Source organism: Rhizobium sp. ZPR4 (genome assembly GCF_040215725.1).
Lineage (GTDB): Bacteria > Pseudomonadota > Alphaproteobacteria > Rhizobiales > Rhizobiaceae > Rhizobium > Rhizobium rhizogenes_D.
The window spans coordinates 1,102,847-1,115,837 of record NZ_CP157967.1; the positions used below are offsets into that span (position 1 = coordinate 1,102,847).

The 12,991-nt window shown below is 60.9% G+C and carries 14 protein-coding genes; 11 read left to right on the forward strand and 3 right to left on the reverse strand.

Annotation, left to right across the window (positions count from 1 at the left end):
* Nucleotides 1-111: 111 nt before the first annotated feature.
* The 5 genes from rpsK (at nt 112) to ABOK31_RS05435 (ending at nt 4,049) form a co-directional block, all read left to right on the forward strand.
* Nucleotides 112-501 (forward strand): 30S ribosomal protein S11, encoded by a 390-nt coding sequence (gene rpsK, locus ABOK31_RS05415; protein ID WP_004118426.1) that lies wholly within the window; start codon nt 112-114, stop codon nt 499-501.
* A gap of 103 nt (nt 502-604) precedes the next feature.
* Entirely contained in the window at nt 605-1,615 is a 1,011-nt protein-coding gene (locus tag ABOK31_RS05420) for a DNA-directed RNA polymerase subunit alpha (protein ID WP_047634789.1), read from the forward strand.
* Between the two features lie 47 nt (nt 1,616-1,662).
* Nucleotides 1,663-2,085, forward strand: coding sequence for a 50S ribosomal protein L17 (gene rplQ / locus ABOK31_RS05425; RefSeq protein WP_015339614.1), 423 nt, complete (start codon nt 1,663-1,665; stop codon nt 2,083-2,085).
* A 172-nt stretch (nt 2,086-2,257) separates the two neighbouring features.
* On the forward strand, nt 2,258-2,668 hold the full coding sequence (locus ABOK31_RS05430) for a DUF2809 domain-containing protein (RefSeq protein WP_349958012.1): 411 nt from the start codon (nt 2,258-2,260) through the stop codon (nt 2,666-2,668).
* Between the two features lie 157 nt (nt 2,669-2,825).
* Entirely contained in the window at nt 2,826-4,049 is a 1,224-nt protein-coding gene (locus tag ABOK31_RS05435) for an aminoglycoside phosphotransferase family protein (protein ID WP_349958013.1), read from the forward strand.
* 13 nt (nt 4,050-4,062) lie between these two features.
* Here ABOK31_RS05435 and ABOK31_RS05440 read toward each other — a convergent pair whose 3' ends face one another.
* Complete coding sequence (locus tag ABOK31_RS05440; protein WP_349958863.1) at nt 4,063-4,572, reverse strand: DinB family protein; 510 nt, start codon at nt 4,570-4,572, stop codon at nt 4,063-4,065.
* Nucleotides 4,573-4,649: 77 nt separating this feature from the next.
* Here ABOK31_RS05440 and ABOK31_RS05445 point away from each other — a divergent pair, with 77 nt between their 5' ends.
* From ABOK31_RS05445 to ABOK31_RS05465, 5 genes are all read left to right on the forward strand, one after another.
* On the forward strand, nt 4,650-5,276 hold the full coding sequence (locus tag ABOK31_RS05445) for a TetR/AcrR family transcriptional regulator (protein WP_349958015.1): 627 nt from the start codon (nt 4,650-4,652) through the stop codon (nt 5,274-5,276).
* Between the two features lie 158 nt (nt 5,277-5,434).
* Nucleotides 5,435-5,905 (forward strand): MarR family transcriptional regulator, encoded by a 471-nt coding sequence (locus tag ABOK31_RS05450; RefSeq protein WP_174174459.1) that lies wholly within the window; start codon nt 5,435-5,437, stop codon nt 5,903-5,905.
* Nucleotides 5,902-7,974 (forward strand): FUSC family protein, encoded by a 2,073-nt coding sequence (locus tag ABOK31_RS05455; RefSeq protein ID WP_349958016.1) that lies wholly within the window; start codon nt 5,902-5,904, stop codon nt 7,972-7,974. Before ABOK31_RS05450 ends, ABOK31_RS05455 begins: the two co-directional genes overlap by 4 nt.
* Before the next feature lie 4 nt (nt 7,975-7,978).
* On the forward strand, nt 7,979-8,188 hold the full coding sequence (locus ABOK31_RS05460) for a DUF1656 domain-containing protein (protein WP_349958018.1): 210 nt from the start codon (nt 7,979-7,981) through the stop codon (nt 8,186-8,188).
* Entirely contained in the window at nt 8,185-9,075 is an 891-nt protein-coding gene (locus ABOK31_RS05465; RefSeq protein ID WP_174174463.1) for an HlyD family secretion protein, read from the forward strand. Before ABOK31_RS05460 ends, ABOK31_RS05465 begins: the two co-directional genes overlap by 4 nt.
* 29 nt (nt 9,076-9,104) lie before the next feature.
* Here ABOK31_RS05465 and msrQ read toward each other — a convergent pair whose 3' ends face one another.
* Nucleotides 9,105-9,758 carry a protein-methionine-sulfoxide reductase heme-binding subunit MsrQ gene (gene msrQ, locus ABOK31_RS05470; RefSeq protein WP_349958020.1) on the reverse strand — a complete coding sequence of 218 codons (654 nt, stop codon included), beginning with the start codon at nt 9,756-9,758 and terminating at the stop codon, nt 9,105-9,107.
* Nucleotides 9,758-10,708: a protein-methionine-sulfoxide reductase catalytic subunit MsrP gene (msrP, locus tag ABOK31_RS05475; RefSeq protein WP_349958022.1), complete on the reverse strand. Its 951-nt coding sequence runs from the start codon at nt 10,706-10,708 to the stop codon at nt 9,758-9,760. Before msrP ends, msrQ begins: the two co-directional genes overlap by 1 nt.
* Before the next feature lie 339 nt (nt 10,709-11,047).
* Between msrP and ilvD the strand changes: the two genes are divergently transcribed.
* Complete coding sequence (gene ilvD / locus ABOK31_RS05480) at nt 11,048-12,886, forward strand: dihydroxy-acid dehydratase (protein WP_174174467.1); 1,839 nt, start codon at nt 11,048-11,050, stop codon at nt 12,884-12,886.
* The last annotated feature ends 105 nt before the right edge of the window (nt 12,887-12,991 follow it).

A 12,991-nucleotide genomic window follows, 5' to 3' on the forward strand; every position in this document is an offset into this window, starting at 1 on the left:
GGAGGCTGGCGGTCCGCCGGCCTCTTTTGAGTTTGAAGCGGTGCTCTATGGGTGCCGCTTCGGTGTAGCCGCTGGCATTACGGCGGTGCAGAGATCCAAGAAAGGACTAACATGGCCAAGGAAGCCGTCCGCGTTCGTCGTCGCGAGCGCAAGAATATCACGTCGGGCGTCGCACACGTCAACTCGACCTTCAACAACACGATGATCACCATCACCGACGCACAGGGCAACGCTATTGCCTGGTCGTCCGCTGGTGCCAAGGGCTTCAAGGGTTCGCGCAAGTCGACCCCGTTCGCTGCCCAGATCGCTGCCGAAGACTGCGCCAAGAAGGCCCAGGAACACGGCATGAAGTCGCTCGAAGTTGAAGTTTGCGGTCCGGGCTCCGGTCGTGAATCCGCTCTGCGCGCCCTCCAGGCTGCTGGTTTCATGATCACGTCCATCCGAGACGTGACCCCGATCCCGCACAATGGTTGCCGCCCGCGCAAGAAGCGTCGCGTCTGATCATCGCCACTCACGACACCGGCCGGGGTAGATGCGCCCGGCTTGGTGTTACTCAAGCTCGGTTGCCACGATTGGATGGTGGCAACGAACGGAAGGCAAAAACATGATTCAGAAAAACTGGCAGGAACTGATCAAGCCCAACAAGGTCGAGTTCACCTCGAGCGGCCGTACCAAGGCAACGCTCGTGGCCGAACCGCTGGAGCGTGGCTTTGGTCTCACCCTCGGCAACGCGCTGCGTCGCGTTCTGCTGTCTTCTCTGCGTGGCGCCGCTGTAACGGCCGTGCAGATCGACGGCGTGCTGCATGAGTTCTCCTCTATCCCGGGCGTCCGGGAAGACGTGACGGACATCGTGCTGAACATCAAGGAAATCGCCATCAAGATGGACGGCGATGACAGCAAGCGCATGGTTGTCCGCAAGCAGGGCCCAGGCGTTGTAACGGCTGGCGACATCCAGACGGTCGGCGATATCGAAATCCTCAACCCCGAGCATGTCATTTGCACGCTCGACGAGGGCGCCGAAATCCGCATGGAGTTCACCGTCAATAACGGCAAGGGCTATGTCCCGGCCGAGCGCAATCGTGCGGAAGATGCTCCGATCGGCCTCATCCCGGTCGACAGCCTCTATTCGCCGGTCAAGAAGGTGTCCTACAAGGTTGAAAATACCCGCGAAGGACAGGTTCTCGACTACGACAAGCTGAGCATGTCGATCGAAACCGATGGTTCGATCAGCGGTGAAGATGCTGTCGCTTTCGCGGCTCGCATCCTTCAGGATCAGCTTGGCGTGTTCGTCAACTTCGACGAGCCGCAGAAGGAAGCCGAAGAAGAAGCAGTTACCGAACTCGCTTTCAACCCGGCGCTCCTCAAGAAGGTGGACGAGCTGGAACTGTCCGTTCGCTCGGCAAATTGCCTGAAGAACGACAACATCGTCTACATCGGCGACCTCATTCAGAAGACCGAAGCAGAAATGCTCCGCACGCCGAATTTTGGTCGCAAGTCGCTGAACGAAATCAAGGAAGTTCTCGCTTCCATGGGCCTGCACCTCGGCATGGAAGTGCCGGCATGGCCGCCCGAGAACATCGAAGATCTCGCCAAGCGTTACGAAGACCAATACTAACCAACAAACTGCAGGCGAACGATGCCTGCAAGTGAAGGAGAATAGCAATGCGCCACGGTAAAGCCGGCCGCAAGCTGAATAGAACCGCTAGCCACCGTAAGGCGATGTTCGCCAACATGGCAGCTTCGCTCATCACCCATGAGCAGATCGTCACCACTCTCCCGAAGGCGAAGGAAATTCGTCCGATCGTCGAGAAGCTGGTAACCCTCGGCAAGCGCGGTGACCTGCACGCTCGTCGTCAGGCCATCTCGCAGATCCGCGACGCAGCTGTCGTTTCGAAACTGTTCGATGCGATTGCAACCCGCTACGCCACCCGCAACGGCGGCTATCTGCGTATCATGAAGGCCGGCTTCCGTCAGGGCGACAATGCCGCTCTCGCAGTCGTCGAATTCGTCGATCGCGACGTCAATGCCAAGGGCGCAGCCGACAAGGCTCGCGTTGCCGCTGAAGAAGAAGCCGCAGCCGCTTAAGGCCAGGTTTCGGATACAATTTGAAAGGCCGGATGAGCGATCATCCGGCCTTTTGGCGTTTGGGCTTGCGGGAACGCTCTTCCAATCTCCCTGATTGCTTTGGAATATTGCGGCAGCTTGATGAGTCGCATCCGGCTCAAGCCTATCAGGTAACAGGGAGCGTTGCGGAACAATGCAGCGAAGATTGACACGCGGGAGACTGCTTCCGCTCTTTGCGCTGCTGTTGACCATCGCTGGTGGTCTTGCGCTGCGGCGATATGGCTATGCGATTGATCTGCCCTTCGTGGTCGTCAAATATGGCGGCTCTTTATTGTGGGGAGCGATGGTCTACTGGCTCCTGGCAGCAATATTCATATCGTCAGGGCGTTTCAGAATTGCCGCGGTGGCGTTACTCATCGCGATCGCCGTGGAGCTTTTCAGGCTTTGGCATACGCCGGATCTTGATGCCTTTCGATTGACCACCGCCGGAGCCCTGTTGTTCGGAAGAGTGTTCTCACTCTGGAACATCCTGGCCTATGCCATTGGTATCGCGGCGGCCATGGCGCTTGATCGCGTTCTGTCGCGGACCGCGCGCGCAGCTTGACGCTTGTTGTGAATTTCACAGGCGGGCATTGCATGAAAACGGCCGAACGGCATTGCTCGGCTTGCCGCATTGTTGCCGCCAGGGTAGCAGAGAGGGTGCAGGTACAGGGTAAAGTCGAGCTCGCTGCGGCGTGTGGGCAGATTGGGGGGGCACAAAGATGGAGAACCAGGAAAAGATAACGGTGCCGCCGCGCACCGCATGTCTGGTCTTGGTGACGTCAGACGGCACCGTCATTGGCTCCCTGCCGCCGATCCCTGTCGATGTTCCCTGGTGGCAGGAGGTGGAATCCATCGTGCGCGCCGCGCGCGAACGTCTTGGCATCGACGTGACGATACTGCGCCTGCTGGAAACAGCGCGCGACCGCGCGCCTGGTGGCGAAGTCACCTATTTGGCTGAGATTGCCGAGCCCGTGCCGGCAGAACCTTGGCCAGGGCGGATCGAGACTCATCCGTTGCGCCAAACCTATGCCGAGCCCGGTGGTCCCGCCGCCGATCTCGATTGGGCTGTCCGGGTGCTCGCAGGGCGCGGCCTGGCACTCACCGGCAAACCGCTCCAGATTCGCACCTGGAATCTCTCCAGCGTCTGGCGCATTCCCATCGGCAGCCAATCGGCCTGGCTGAAAGTCGTGCCGCCATTCCTGGCGCATGAGGGCCGCGTCATCACGGCTCTCGCCGGTCACCGCATTCCAACATTGTATGGGCATGACGAATACGGGCGCGTTTTGATCGAGCAGATCCCGGGCGACGACTTGTATGAGGCGACATTGCCGCAATTGCTCGCCATGGTGACGCTGCTTGTCGAGATACAGGTTTCGTGGATCGATCGCGTCGACGAACTAGGCGCGATGCGATTGCCCGATTGGAGTGGTCCGAGCTTGTCCTTTGAAATCGCCGAGGTCGTGCGGCGGACGAGTGAGGAACTGTCGGAGGACGAGCTTGCGACGCTGCGGCGCTTCGTGGAAGGTCTGCCGGCGCTATTCGCCGAGGTCGACGCCTGCGGTTTGCCGGATACGCTCGTCCATGGTGACTGCCATCCCGGCAATTTTCGCGGTACGGAGCGGGAGATTACATTGATCGATTGGGGCGACAGCGGCATTGGCCACCCCTTGCTCGATCAATCCGCCTTCCTCGATGGTGTGCCGCCGGAATACGTCGAGACGATCAAAGATCACTGGAATGGCGAATGGCTCGCTCGAGTGCCCGGTTCTGATCCCGCGCGCGCCGCCGAACTGCTTGAGCCGATTGCCATGGCGAGACGCGCGGTGATCTATCAGCGCTTCCTCGACAATATCGAGCCATCCGAACGGATCTATCACCGCGACGATCCGGCCGGCTGGCTGCGCGACACGGCGGCGCTGCTGAAAAAATCGGACTCACTCTAGCGGCAAGCCCGAGCTATTCTGCCGCCAGCGCCAGCCGTCGCGAAGGCTCGCTGCGGTGAAGGTGAACGGCAAGCGTATCCCAGGGCGGCGTGATGGAGAGCTGTGCCAGCAGACGGCCGATCTCGCCTCTGTGGTAGCCTCCGTGCGTGACGACGTGAAGAAGCATCTCCTGCCGTGTCATGCAGCCTCTGTCGCCATCCGTGAAGACGAATGGCACGGAGGTTGACAGCAGTTCGGGATCGATGCTTTCGAGATATTTCAGATACCATTGGTCGGAGGCCGTGAGCGCCGCACGAAGATCGGGCAGGGCAGGAGTCTCGGGCGTGTTGTCGTCCGTGTAGTCATGTCCCCGCCCGGTGAAATGCGCCGCGAATATGCGCGCGACGACCAGCGAATGATTCATCAACCGTAACGAGAGATGACGCTCCTTGCCGTACCGGTCGGGATCGAGGCGACCGATCGCGTCGAGCAGTTCCTCATTCGCCCAGGCTTGATAGCCGAAAAGTGTTTGCAGCAATGACACGTCGCTCAAGAGTTTGCCCTTCCGTCGGTTGATGAAATGCGAGTAATCTGTTCACATTTTCATGGAATGGGGATCGCATGTCTACTCGCATTAAGAAGCCGCGTTCGCCGATGCGAAAGGAGCCGAGCCAGGCGCGTTCGCGGGCAACGGTGGACGCAATTGTCGAATCGGGTGCTCGCGTTTTGGGGGAGCGCGGATGGGCTGGTTTTACGACGAATACAGTCGCGGCCGTCGCTGGCATCAGCATCGGTTCGCTCTACCAGTATTTCCCCGACAAGCTTTCGTTGGTCGAAGCCATCAGACGCCGCCACTTTGATGAGGTTCTCACGGTCATGCGAAATGCGATGGCTGGTGAACTGCCGTTGCCGCAGCGCGCGGAGGCGCTCGTGCAAGGCATGATCGATGCTCACAATGTGAAGCCGGAGCTTCACAGGGTGCTACTGGATGAGGCGCCGGGGCATGATGGTTCGAGGTTGGCGCACGATGCCTTCCTGGCCGAATATCAAGGTCACTACAAAGCTTTTGTCGCTGCCCATCGCAGTGACCGCAATGGTCCCTCCGACGATGTGCTCGCGCAGCTCCTATCCGGCGCGGTGGAGGGTGTGATCCATAGCGCCGCTCGAAAGCATGTGTTGGGCTCGCCGGAACTGAAACAGGAGCTTGTCCGGATGATCTGTGCCTATCTGCGCGACGTCGATCGATGACCGAGGGTTCGAATGGCTGACCGGATCACCATGGCTTGGCATCTCGAGCCGTTTACTATCGCGCTCATCGTAGAACGCATGGCTGCATTTCCCTTTTCAGATAGCGCTTTCCATTAAAATAATTTGAATGCTAATTAGTTTAGTGCTAATTTGTTCTTATGAACTCGCCAAACACCCTACAGCGCATATTCACCGCCAATCTGCTCACGACCGGCCGCCAGTGGCGCCGGGTCGTCGACATCACGCTGAGCTCTCATGGCATATCCGAGGCCGTGGCCGCGCCGCTGCTTTGGATCGGCCGTCTGGGGGGTGGCGTGCGGCAGGTGGTCCTCGCCACCTATGTCGGCATCGAAGGCCCGTCTCTGGTTCGCCTGCTCGATCAGCTCGAAAGCATGGATCTCGTCATCCGCAAGGATGATCCGACAGATCGGCGCGCAAAAGGCCTGTGGCTGACGCCCGAGGGTGAAAAGCTGGCTTCGCGCATGGAGGACGCCCTCGACGAACTGCGCGGCAAGATCCTTGCCAATGTCGACCCGGCAGACATCGAAGCTGCGGTTCGCGTCCTCAAGGCTTTCGAAGAATTCGAAGCATCGAAGGCGACCGAGCCGGAGCCGGAGAAGGTCCTATGAGCATTCCATCCTCGCGCGAGTGGCTGTTCTCCGTCAAAGCTTTCATTGCTGCGATCATGGCGCTGTTCATCGCGTTGTCGCTCGATCTGCCGCGCCCCTATTGGGCGATGGCGGCCGTCTATGTGGTCGCCAATCCGCTTGCTGGCGCAACCAGCTCCAAGGGGCTTTATCGCGCGCTTGGCACGCTGATCGGCGCCACAGCGTCGGTGATCCTCATTCCGCTCTTCGTCAATGCGCCGGAACTGCTGTCAATCGTGGTTGCGCTCTGGACCGGCACTCTGCTGTTCATCTCGATGCTCGACCGTACCTCGCGCAGCTATGTTTTCATGCTGGCCGGCTATACGCTGCCGCTGATCGCGCTGCCGACCGTCGGTTCACCCGAAACCATCTTCGATGTCGCGCTCGCCCGTTCGGAGGAAATCATCATCGGTATCGTCTGCGCAAGCGTCGTCAGCGCCATCGCCTTTCCGAGCAGCGTTGGCACCTTGCTTGGTCAGCGCATCGGTTCGTGGCTGGATGATGCCGGCACCTGGGCGGATGAGATCCTGCGCGGCGAGGGTGCTTCGCCCGCAACGCCCCTGAAGCGCCAGAAGCTTGCCGCCGACGTTTCCGGCCTCGATCTCGTCATTAGCCAGTTGAAATATGATGCGGGCAGCCGCGATATTGTCAGGCATTCACGCGAGCTGCGCGGTCGCCTGTTGATGCTGTTGCCGCTCTTCTCCTCCCTTGCTGACCGCCTGCACGCCTTGAAGGCCACCGGCAAGCCGCTACCACAGGAATTGGTTGCCGTTCTGAACGACGTGGCCGATTGGCTCGGGCAGGGTAGTCGCGGCAAGCTCGATGAGACCGCCGAAACCTTATCGGGAAAGATCGAGGAGTTGCAGCAGAATGATCTTGACCTCGGTTGGGATGACCTCGTCCGGTCGAGCGCTCTTGCCCGCCTGAAGGAAATCGTCGACCTTTGGCAGGATTGTCTGACGCTGCGTGCCCAGATCGTTTCCGGGCAGCAGGTCGGCACTTGGCGCCCCGCCTTCCGCCATCGCAACGTCGTCGGTCACATCAGGCACTATGATTACGCCCTGCTTGCCTTCTCGGCCGGTGGTGTCATCGCCGGGATTGCGGTTGCCTGCTTCTTCTGGATCTATTCCGGATGGGAGGATGGCGCCGGCTTCGTCGCCATGGCGGCCGTTGCCTGCTCGTTTTTCGCCGCGCTCGATCGCCCCGCGCCCTTCATCACCACTATGTTCATATGGACCGCGCTCAGCCTCGTCATCGCCTGCGTCTATATCTTCGGTGTCTTGCCGTCGATCTCCGGCTTCGAGATGCTGGTGCTGGTCTTCGCTCCGCCCTTCCTGGTGATGGGCGTTCTGATTACCCGCCCGCAAACGAACATGCTCGGCATGCTGCTGGCGGTGAACGGTGCAAGTTTCATCGCGCTTCAGGATCGTTACACGGCCGATTTCGCCAGTTTTACCAACAGCGCTATTGCAGCTCTGGCCGGCGTGGGCTTCGCCCTGGTCTGGACCTTGCTCACCCGGCCGTTCGGCGCCGAGCTTGCCGCCTGGCGACTGGTCAGGGCCGGCTGGACCGATCTTGCCGAAACCGCCGCCGGTATCCGTCGTGCCGATCACGAACGCCTGTCCGGCCGCATCCTCGACCGCCTCGGCCAGCTCGTGCCCCGCCTTGCAGGTATCGAGGACCGCGAACTGAAGAAGGTCGACGGTTACGCCGATGTCCGCCTCGGCTTTAACGTGCTGATGCTGCAGAAGGAGCGTGGTCAGCTGAAGCCGCCCGCCGCCGCATCCGTCAGCGAAGTGCTGATTGGTGTATCGGATTTCTATCGTTCGCGGCTGAAGGCCAAGCGCGCCATCGAACCCACGGACGAGCTGCGAGTCTCGATCGACCATGGCCTCGAAGCCGTCGCACAGGAAAAGCGGCACGCCGGCCGGGCAAGCCTCGATGCGCTCGTCGGTCTTCGTCGGGCGCTCTTCCCCCATGCCGAACCGCCGGCGAGCTGGCAGCCGCCTTTATCCGATACAACTCAACCTCTTCCCATCGCCGCCGAGTAACATCATGCCCGCAGAATTCGATCTTTATGGCGTCTATATCCCACGCCTTCTTGTTCTCATGCTGGTGACGCTGTTTGCCGTCATCATCGTTCGACGCCTGCTGGCATGGATCGGAGTTTACACTCTGGTCTGGCATCGCGGTCTTTTCGATCTCGCGCTTTACGTCCTTTTGCTCAGCGCCGTCTCCTCTGTCTCTCGTTGGTACTTCACATGAACGCGTTAAAACTCATCGGCCGCGTGGCCGTCACTCTCATCTTCGTCGTTGCCGCCGTCTATGTCGGCCGCCAGCTCTGGGGCCACTACATGGACGAGCCCTGGACGCGCGATGCGCGCCTGCGGGCCGATGTCGTCGGCATTGCGCCTGATGTCTCAGGCCTCGTGAGCGAGGTCCTCGTCAAGGACAACCAGACCGTCAAGAAGGGCGATGTCCTCTTCCGCGTCGATCGCGATCGCTTCGCCATCGCGCTCGAACAGGCGGATGCAGCTCTTGCAAGCAGCAATGCCGCTCTCGACCAGGCCCGCCGCGAAAGCCAGCGGCAGGCGCGCCTTGGCGATGCCGCCTCTCTCCAGCAGAAGGAGCAGGCGCAGACCACAGAGCAGCAGGATGAAGCCGCCGTTCGTCAGGCGACCGCCAATCGCGAGCTTGCCCAGCTCAATCTCGACCGCTCCGAGGTCCGCGCCACCGTCAATGGCACGATCTCCAACCTCAGCCTGCGTCCGGGCGATTATGTCTCTGCCGGCACCGCCAAGGTGGCGCTGATCGACAGCGATTCCCTTCGCGTCGAAGGTTATTTCGAGGAAACCAAGCTCCCGCGCATCCATGTCGGCGACGAAGTCCACATTCATCTGATGGGCCAGGCTGAGAAACTGACCGGCCATGTCGAAAGCATCGCCTACGGCATCGAGGACCGCGAGCGCACCTCCGGCAGCCTGCTTGCCAATATTACCCCGACGTTCAGCTGGGTGCGCCTGGCGCAGCGCGTGCCGGTGCGCATCGCGCTCGACAAGGTGCCTGACGGCACGAAGCTGATTGCCGGCCTGACGGCGACCGTCGAGGTGCAGGAGCAGGGCCAGGCGAAGATCGCCAGCGCTGCAGAATGACTATTGCTTGAAAGAGCAGGGCGACCGCTTCAGGCCGCCCTGGAACTGGAAGCCACTGCCGGCCTGCGCGCCGCCCGCCGTCTCTCCATCATGATCGGCCGGTAGGATCTGTAGAGGATCATGGCGATCAGCAGGCCGATATAGATGAATTGTTCCAGCGACAGCACCTTGGTCGACAGGGCGAAGTGCAAGGCGACGCAGGCGGCGACGATATAGACGAGGCGATGCAGCCAGATCCATGTCTTGCCGAGCCGTTTGATCGAGAAGTTGTTCGAGGTTACGGCAAGCGCCAGCAGCATGACGAGCCCCGCCATGCCGAACATGATGAAGGGCCGCTTCAGCACGTCGTCGATGACAGCCTGTACGTCGAGCGCCTGATCGAGAACCATGTAGACGGTCAGGTGCATCAGCGCGTAGTAGAAACAGAGCAGGCCGAGCGCGCGGCGATAGCGCAGATAGTTCCAGCCGAAGAGATCGCGAAGCGGCGTGACCGCAAGCGTCAGCAGCAGGAAGCGGATCGCCCACAGCCCCAGGAAAAGCTCAAAGGTTTTCACCGCATCGGCGCCGAGCTGATCCGTTGCGCCGAGATAGAATTCCCGGGCGGCCGGCAGGAGCCCGACGACATAGAGCGCCCATACTGAGGCAGGCTGCCAGCGCTTGGGCAGGGCGAAGGAGAAAGCCATCAGAAATTCACCCTGAGGTCCATGCCGCTATAGAGGCTGGCGACCTGATCAGCATAGCCGTTGAAGGGCAGGGTGGGATGCCGGTTCGAGCCGAAGAAGCCGCCTTCGCCGATGCGCCGTTCGGTTGCCTGGCTCCAGCGCGGATGGTCGACGGCCGGATTGACGTTGGCATAGAAGCCGTATTCCTGGCTGTTCGTCGCCTGCCAGGTATTCACCGGCTGCTTGTCGGTGAGCGTGATGCGCACGATCGACTTGATGCCTTTGAAGCCATATTTCCACGGCACGACGAGCCGGATCGGCGCGCCGTTCTGGTTGGGCAGGGTCTCGCCATAAAGGCCGACGGCCAGCAGCGTCAGCGGGTTGCGGGCCTCGTCCAGGCGCAGACCCTCGACATAGGGCCATTCCAGCGATTGCAGGAGGCCGGATTGCCCCGGCATCTCCTCGGGCCGCACCACGGTCTCGAAGGTCACGAATTTGGCACTGCCCTGAGGCTCTACCTTGTCAAGCAGGGCAGAGAGCTGGAAGCCGTCCCAGGGAATGACCATCGACCAGGCTTCGACGCAGCGCATCCGATAGACGCGCTCTTCCGGCGGAAACTCCTTGATCAAGGCATCGACATCGAAGGTGCCGGGCTTGTTGACCATGCCGTCGACCTTGATGGTCCACGGCCGCGGCTTGAACTTGCCCGAGAGGTTGGCCGGATCGGCCTTGTCGAGACCGAATTCGTAGAAATTGTTGTAGGTAGTGACGTCCTTGATCGGCGTCAGCTTCTCATCGACCGTATAATTGCTCTTGGTCGCCGTCAGCGCCTCGGCCATCGCCGCCTTGCCACCGACAGCCGCGATGCCGATGCCAGCTGCTGCGGCCGTCAGGAAATCGCGCCGCTTCAGATAGACCGAGCGCGGCGTGATCTCGGAGGATGTGATTTTCGGTGGGCGGAAGGAGGCCATGGAGCAATTCCTCTATGCGGTAACAGCTTCGATATCAGCCATACGCAGTGGACACGGATTTTGTTACACTCTTAGGCAGGCATTTCTTTGGAAGTGAAAGCAACTTTTTGTGTGTGCTTGTGAACAGGCGGCTTCGTTCCCAATTGTGGTCGTAATGCTTGTTTGTCCGGCCGCAGCACTTGCCCCGCAGCGTACCGGATTCGCTTGAGTTGATAGTGACAGTATTGCACGATTGGATTAGGACAATTCCAAAAAGCGGAGTTGCCGGCGTCCCCTTCGGCCCGAAACCTTTGGCCCATGCCGACGCCGCACAAATTCCAGGATGACGAGGAAGACACCATGCCAGCTTATCGTTCCAGAACCACCACCCACGGCCGCAACATGGCCGGCGCGCGCGGCCTTTGGCGTGCGACGGGTATGAAGGATAGCGATTTCGGCAAGCCCATTATTGCAGTGGTCAATTCCTTTACCCAGTTCGTGCCCGGCCACGTTCACCTCAAGGATCTCGGCCAGCTCGTCGCCCGCGAAATCGAAGCGGCCGGCGGCGTTGCCAAGGAATTCAACACCATCGCCGTTGATGACGGTATCGCCATGGGCCATGACGGCATGCTCTATTCGCTGCCGTCGCGCGAGCTGATCGCCGACAGCGTCGAATACATGGTCAATGCCCATTGCGCCGACGCCATGGTCTGCATTTCGAACTGCGACAAGATCACCCCCGGCATGCTGATGGCCTCGCTGCGCCTCAATATCCCGACGGTCTTCGTGTCCGGCGGCCCGATGGAAGCCGGCAAGGTCGTTCTGCATGGCAAGAAGGTCGCGCTCGATCTCGTCGATGCCATGGTCGCCGCTGCCGACGACAAGATCAGCGACGAGGACGTTCAGGTCATCGAGCGTTCGGCCTGTCCGACCTGCGGCTCTTGCTCGGGCATGTTCACCGCCAATTCGATGAACTGCCTGACCGAGGCGCTCGGCCTGTCGCTGCCGGGCAATGGCTCGACGCTCGCCACCCATGCCGACCGCAAGCGGCTCTTCGTCGAAGCAGGCCATCTGGTCGTCGATCTCGCCCGCCGCTATTACGAGCAGGACGATGGTTCCATCCTGCCGCGTTCCGTCGCCTCCAAGCAGGCTTTCGAGAACGCCATGGCGCTCGATATCGCCATGGGCGGTTCGACGAACACGGTTCTGCATATTCTGGCCGCTGCGCATGAAGGCGAAGTCGATTTCACCATGGCCGACATCGACGCGCTCTCGCGCCGCGTGCCGTGCCTCTCCAAGGTTGCGCCCGCCAAGAGCGACGTACACATGGAAGACGTACACCGCGCCGGCGGCATCATGTCGATCCTCGGCGAGCTCGACAAGGGCGGCCTCATCAACCGCGATTGCCCGACCGTTCACGCCGAAACCCTCGGCGACGCCATCGACCGTTGGGACATCACCCGCACCAACAGCGAAAGCGTGCGCGAATTCTTCCGCGCGGCGCCCGGCGGCGTTCCGACACAGGTTGCCTTCAGCCAGAGCTCCCGTTGGGATGAGCTGGATACGGACCGCGAGAAGGGCGTCATCCGCTCCGTCGAGCATCCCTTCTCCAAGGATGGCGGTCTGGCCGTCCTCAAGGGCAACTTGGCGCTCGATGGCTGCATCGTGAAGACGGCCGGTGTCGATGAATCGATCCTGAAGTTCTCCGGCCCGGCCAAGGTCTTCGAAAGCCAAGACGCTGCCGTCAAGGGCATTCTCAGCAATGAAGTCGTGGCTGGCGACGTCGTCGTCATCCGCTACGAAGGCCCGAAGGGCGGCCCCGGCATGCAGGAAATGCTCTATCCGACGAGCTATCTGAAGTCGAAGGGTCTCGGCAAGGCCTGCGCGCTCATCACCGACGGCCGCTTCTCCGGCGGTACGTCCGGCCTCTCCATCGGCCACGCTTCGCCGGAAGCTGCAAACGGCGGCACGATCGGCCTGGTGCGCGAAGGCGACATGATCGACATCGACATCCCGAACCGCACCATCAGCCTGCGTGTAGACGATGCTGAACTTGCCGCGCGCCGCGAAGCTCAGAACGCTAGGGGTTGGCACCCGGCCGAACCGCGCAAGCGCAACGTCACTACGGCGCTCAAGGCCTATGCTGCTTTTGCAACCAGTGCCGATCGCGGCGCCGTTCGCGATTTGGGTGGAAAATAACCAAGCCCCTTCGCCCTGCGCAGCGGGGAGAAGGTGGACTCGAACGGTCGAGCATAGCTCGACCGCGAGAGGACGGATGAGGGGCTTTCGAGCTTTATCGCAACG

Bases quoted from the DNA above. Each gene is read 5' to 3' on its own strand.
- ABOK31_RS05460 (WP_349958018.1), top strand. From the start codon at position 7,979: ATGCCCGCAGAATTCGATCTTTATGGCGTCTATATCCCACGCCTTCTT.
- msrP (WP_349958022.1), bottom strand. From the start codon at position 10,708: ATGGCCTCCTTCCGCCCACCGAAAATCACATCCTCCGAGATCACGCCG.
- ABOK31_RS05420 (WP_047634789.1), top strand. From the start codon at position 605: ATGATTCAGAAAAACTGGCAGGAACTGATCAAGCCCAACAAGGTCGAG.
- ilvD (WP_174174467.1), top strand. From the start codon at position 11,048: ATGCCAGCTTATCGTTCCAGAACCACCACCCACGGCCGCAACATGGCC.
- ABOK31_RS05450 (WP_174174459.1), top strand. From the start codon at position 5,435: ATGAACTCGCCAAACACCCTACAGCGCATATTCACCGCCAATCTGCTC.
- ABOK31_RS05435 (WP_349958013.1), top strand. From the start codon at position 2,826: ATGGAGAACCAGGAAAAGATAACGGTGCCGCCGCGCACCGCATGTCTG.
- ABOK31_RS05455 (WP_349958016.1), top strand. From the start codon at position 5,902: ATGAGCATTCCATCCTCGCGCGAGTGGCTGTTCTCCGTCAAAGCTTTC.
- ABOK31_RS05430 (WP_349958012.1), top strand. From the start codon at position 2,258: ATGCAGCGAAGATTGACACGCGGGAGACTGCTTCCGCTCTTTGCGCTG.
- ABOK31_RS05465 (WP_174174463.1), top strand. From the start codon at position 8,185: ATGAACGCGTTAAAACTCATCGGCCGCGTGGCCGTCACTCTCATCTTC.
- rpsK (WP_004118426.1), top strand. From the start codon at position 112: ATGGCCAAGGAAGCCGTCCGCGTTCGTCGTCGCGAGCGCAAGAATATC.
- msrQ (WP_349958020.1), bottom strand. From the start codon at position 9,758: ATGGCTTTCTCCTTCGCCCTGCCCAAGCGCTGGCAGCCTGCCTCAGTA.
- ABOK31_RS05445 (WP_349958015.1), top strand. From the start codon at position 4,650: ATGTCTACTCGCATTAAGAAGCCGCGTTCGCCGATGCGAAAGGAGCCG.
- rplQ (WP_015339614.1), top strand. From the start codon at position 1,663: ATGCGCCACGGTAAAGCCGGCCGCAAGCTGAATAGAACCGCTAGCCAC.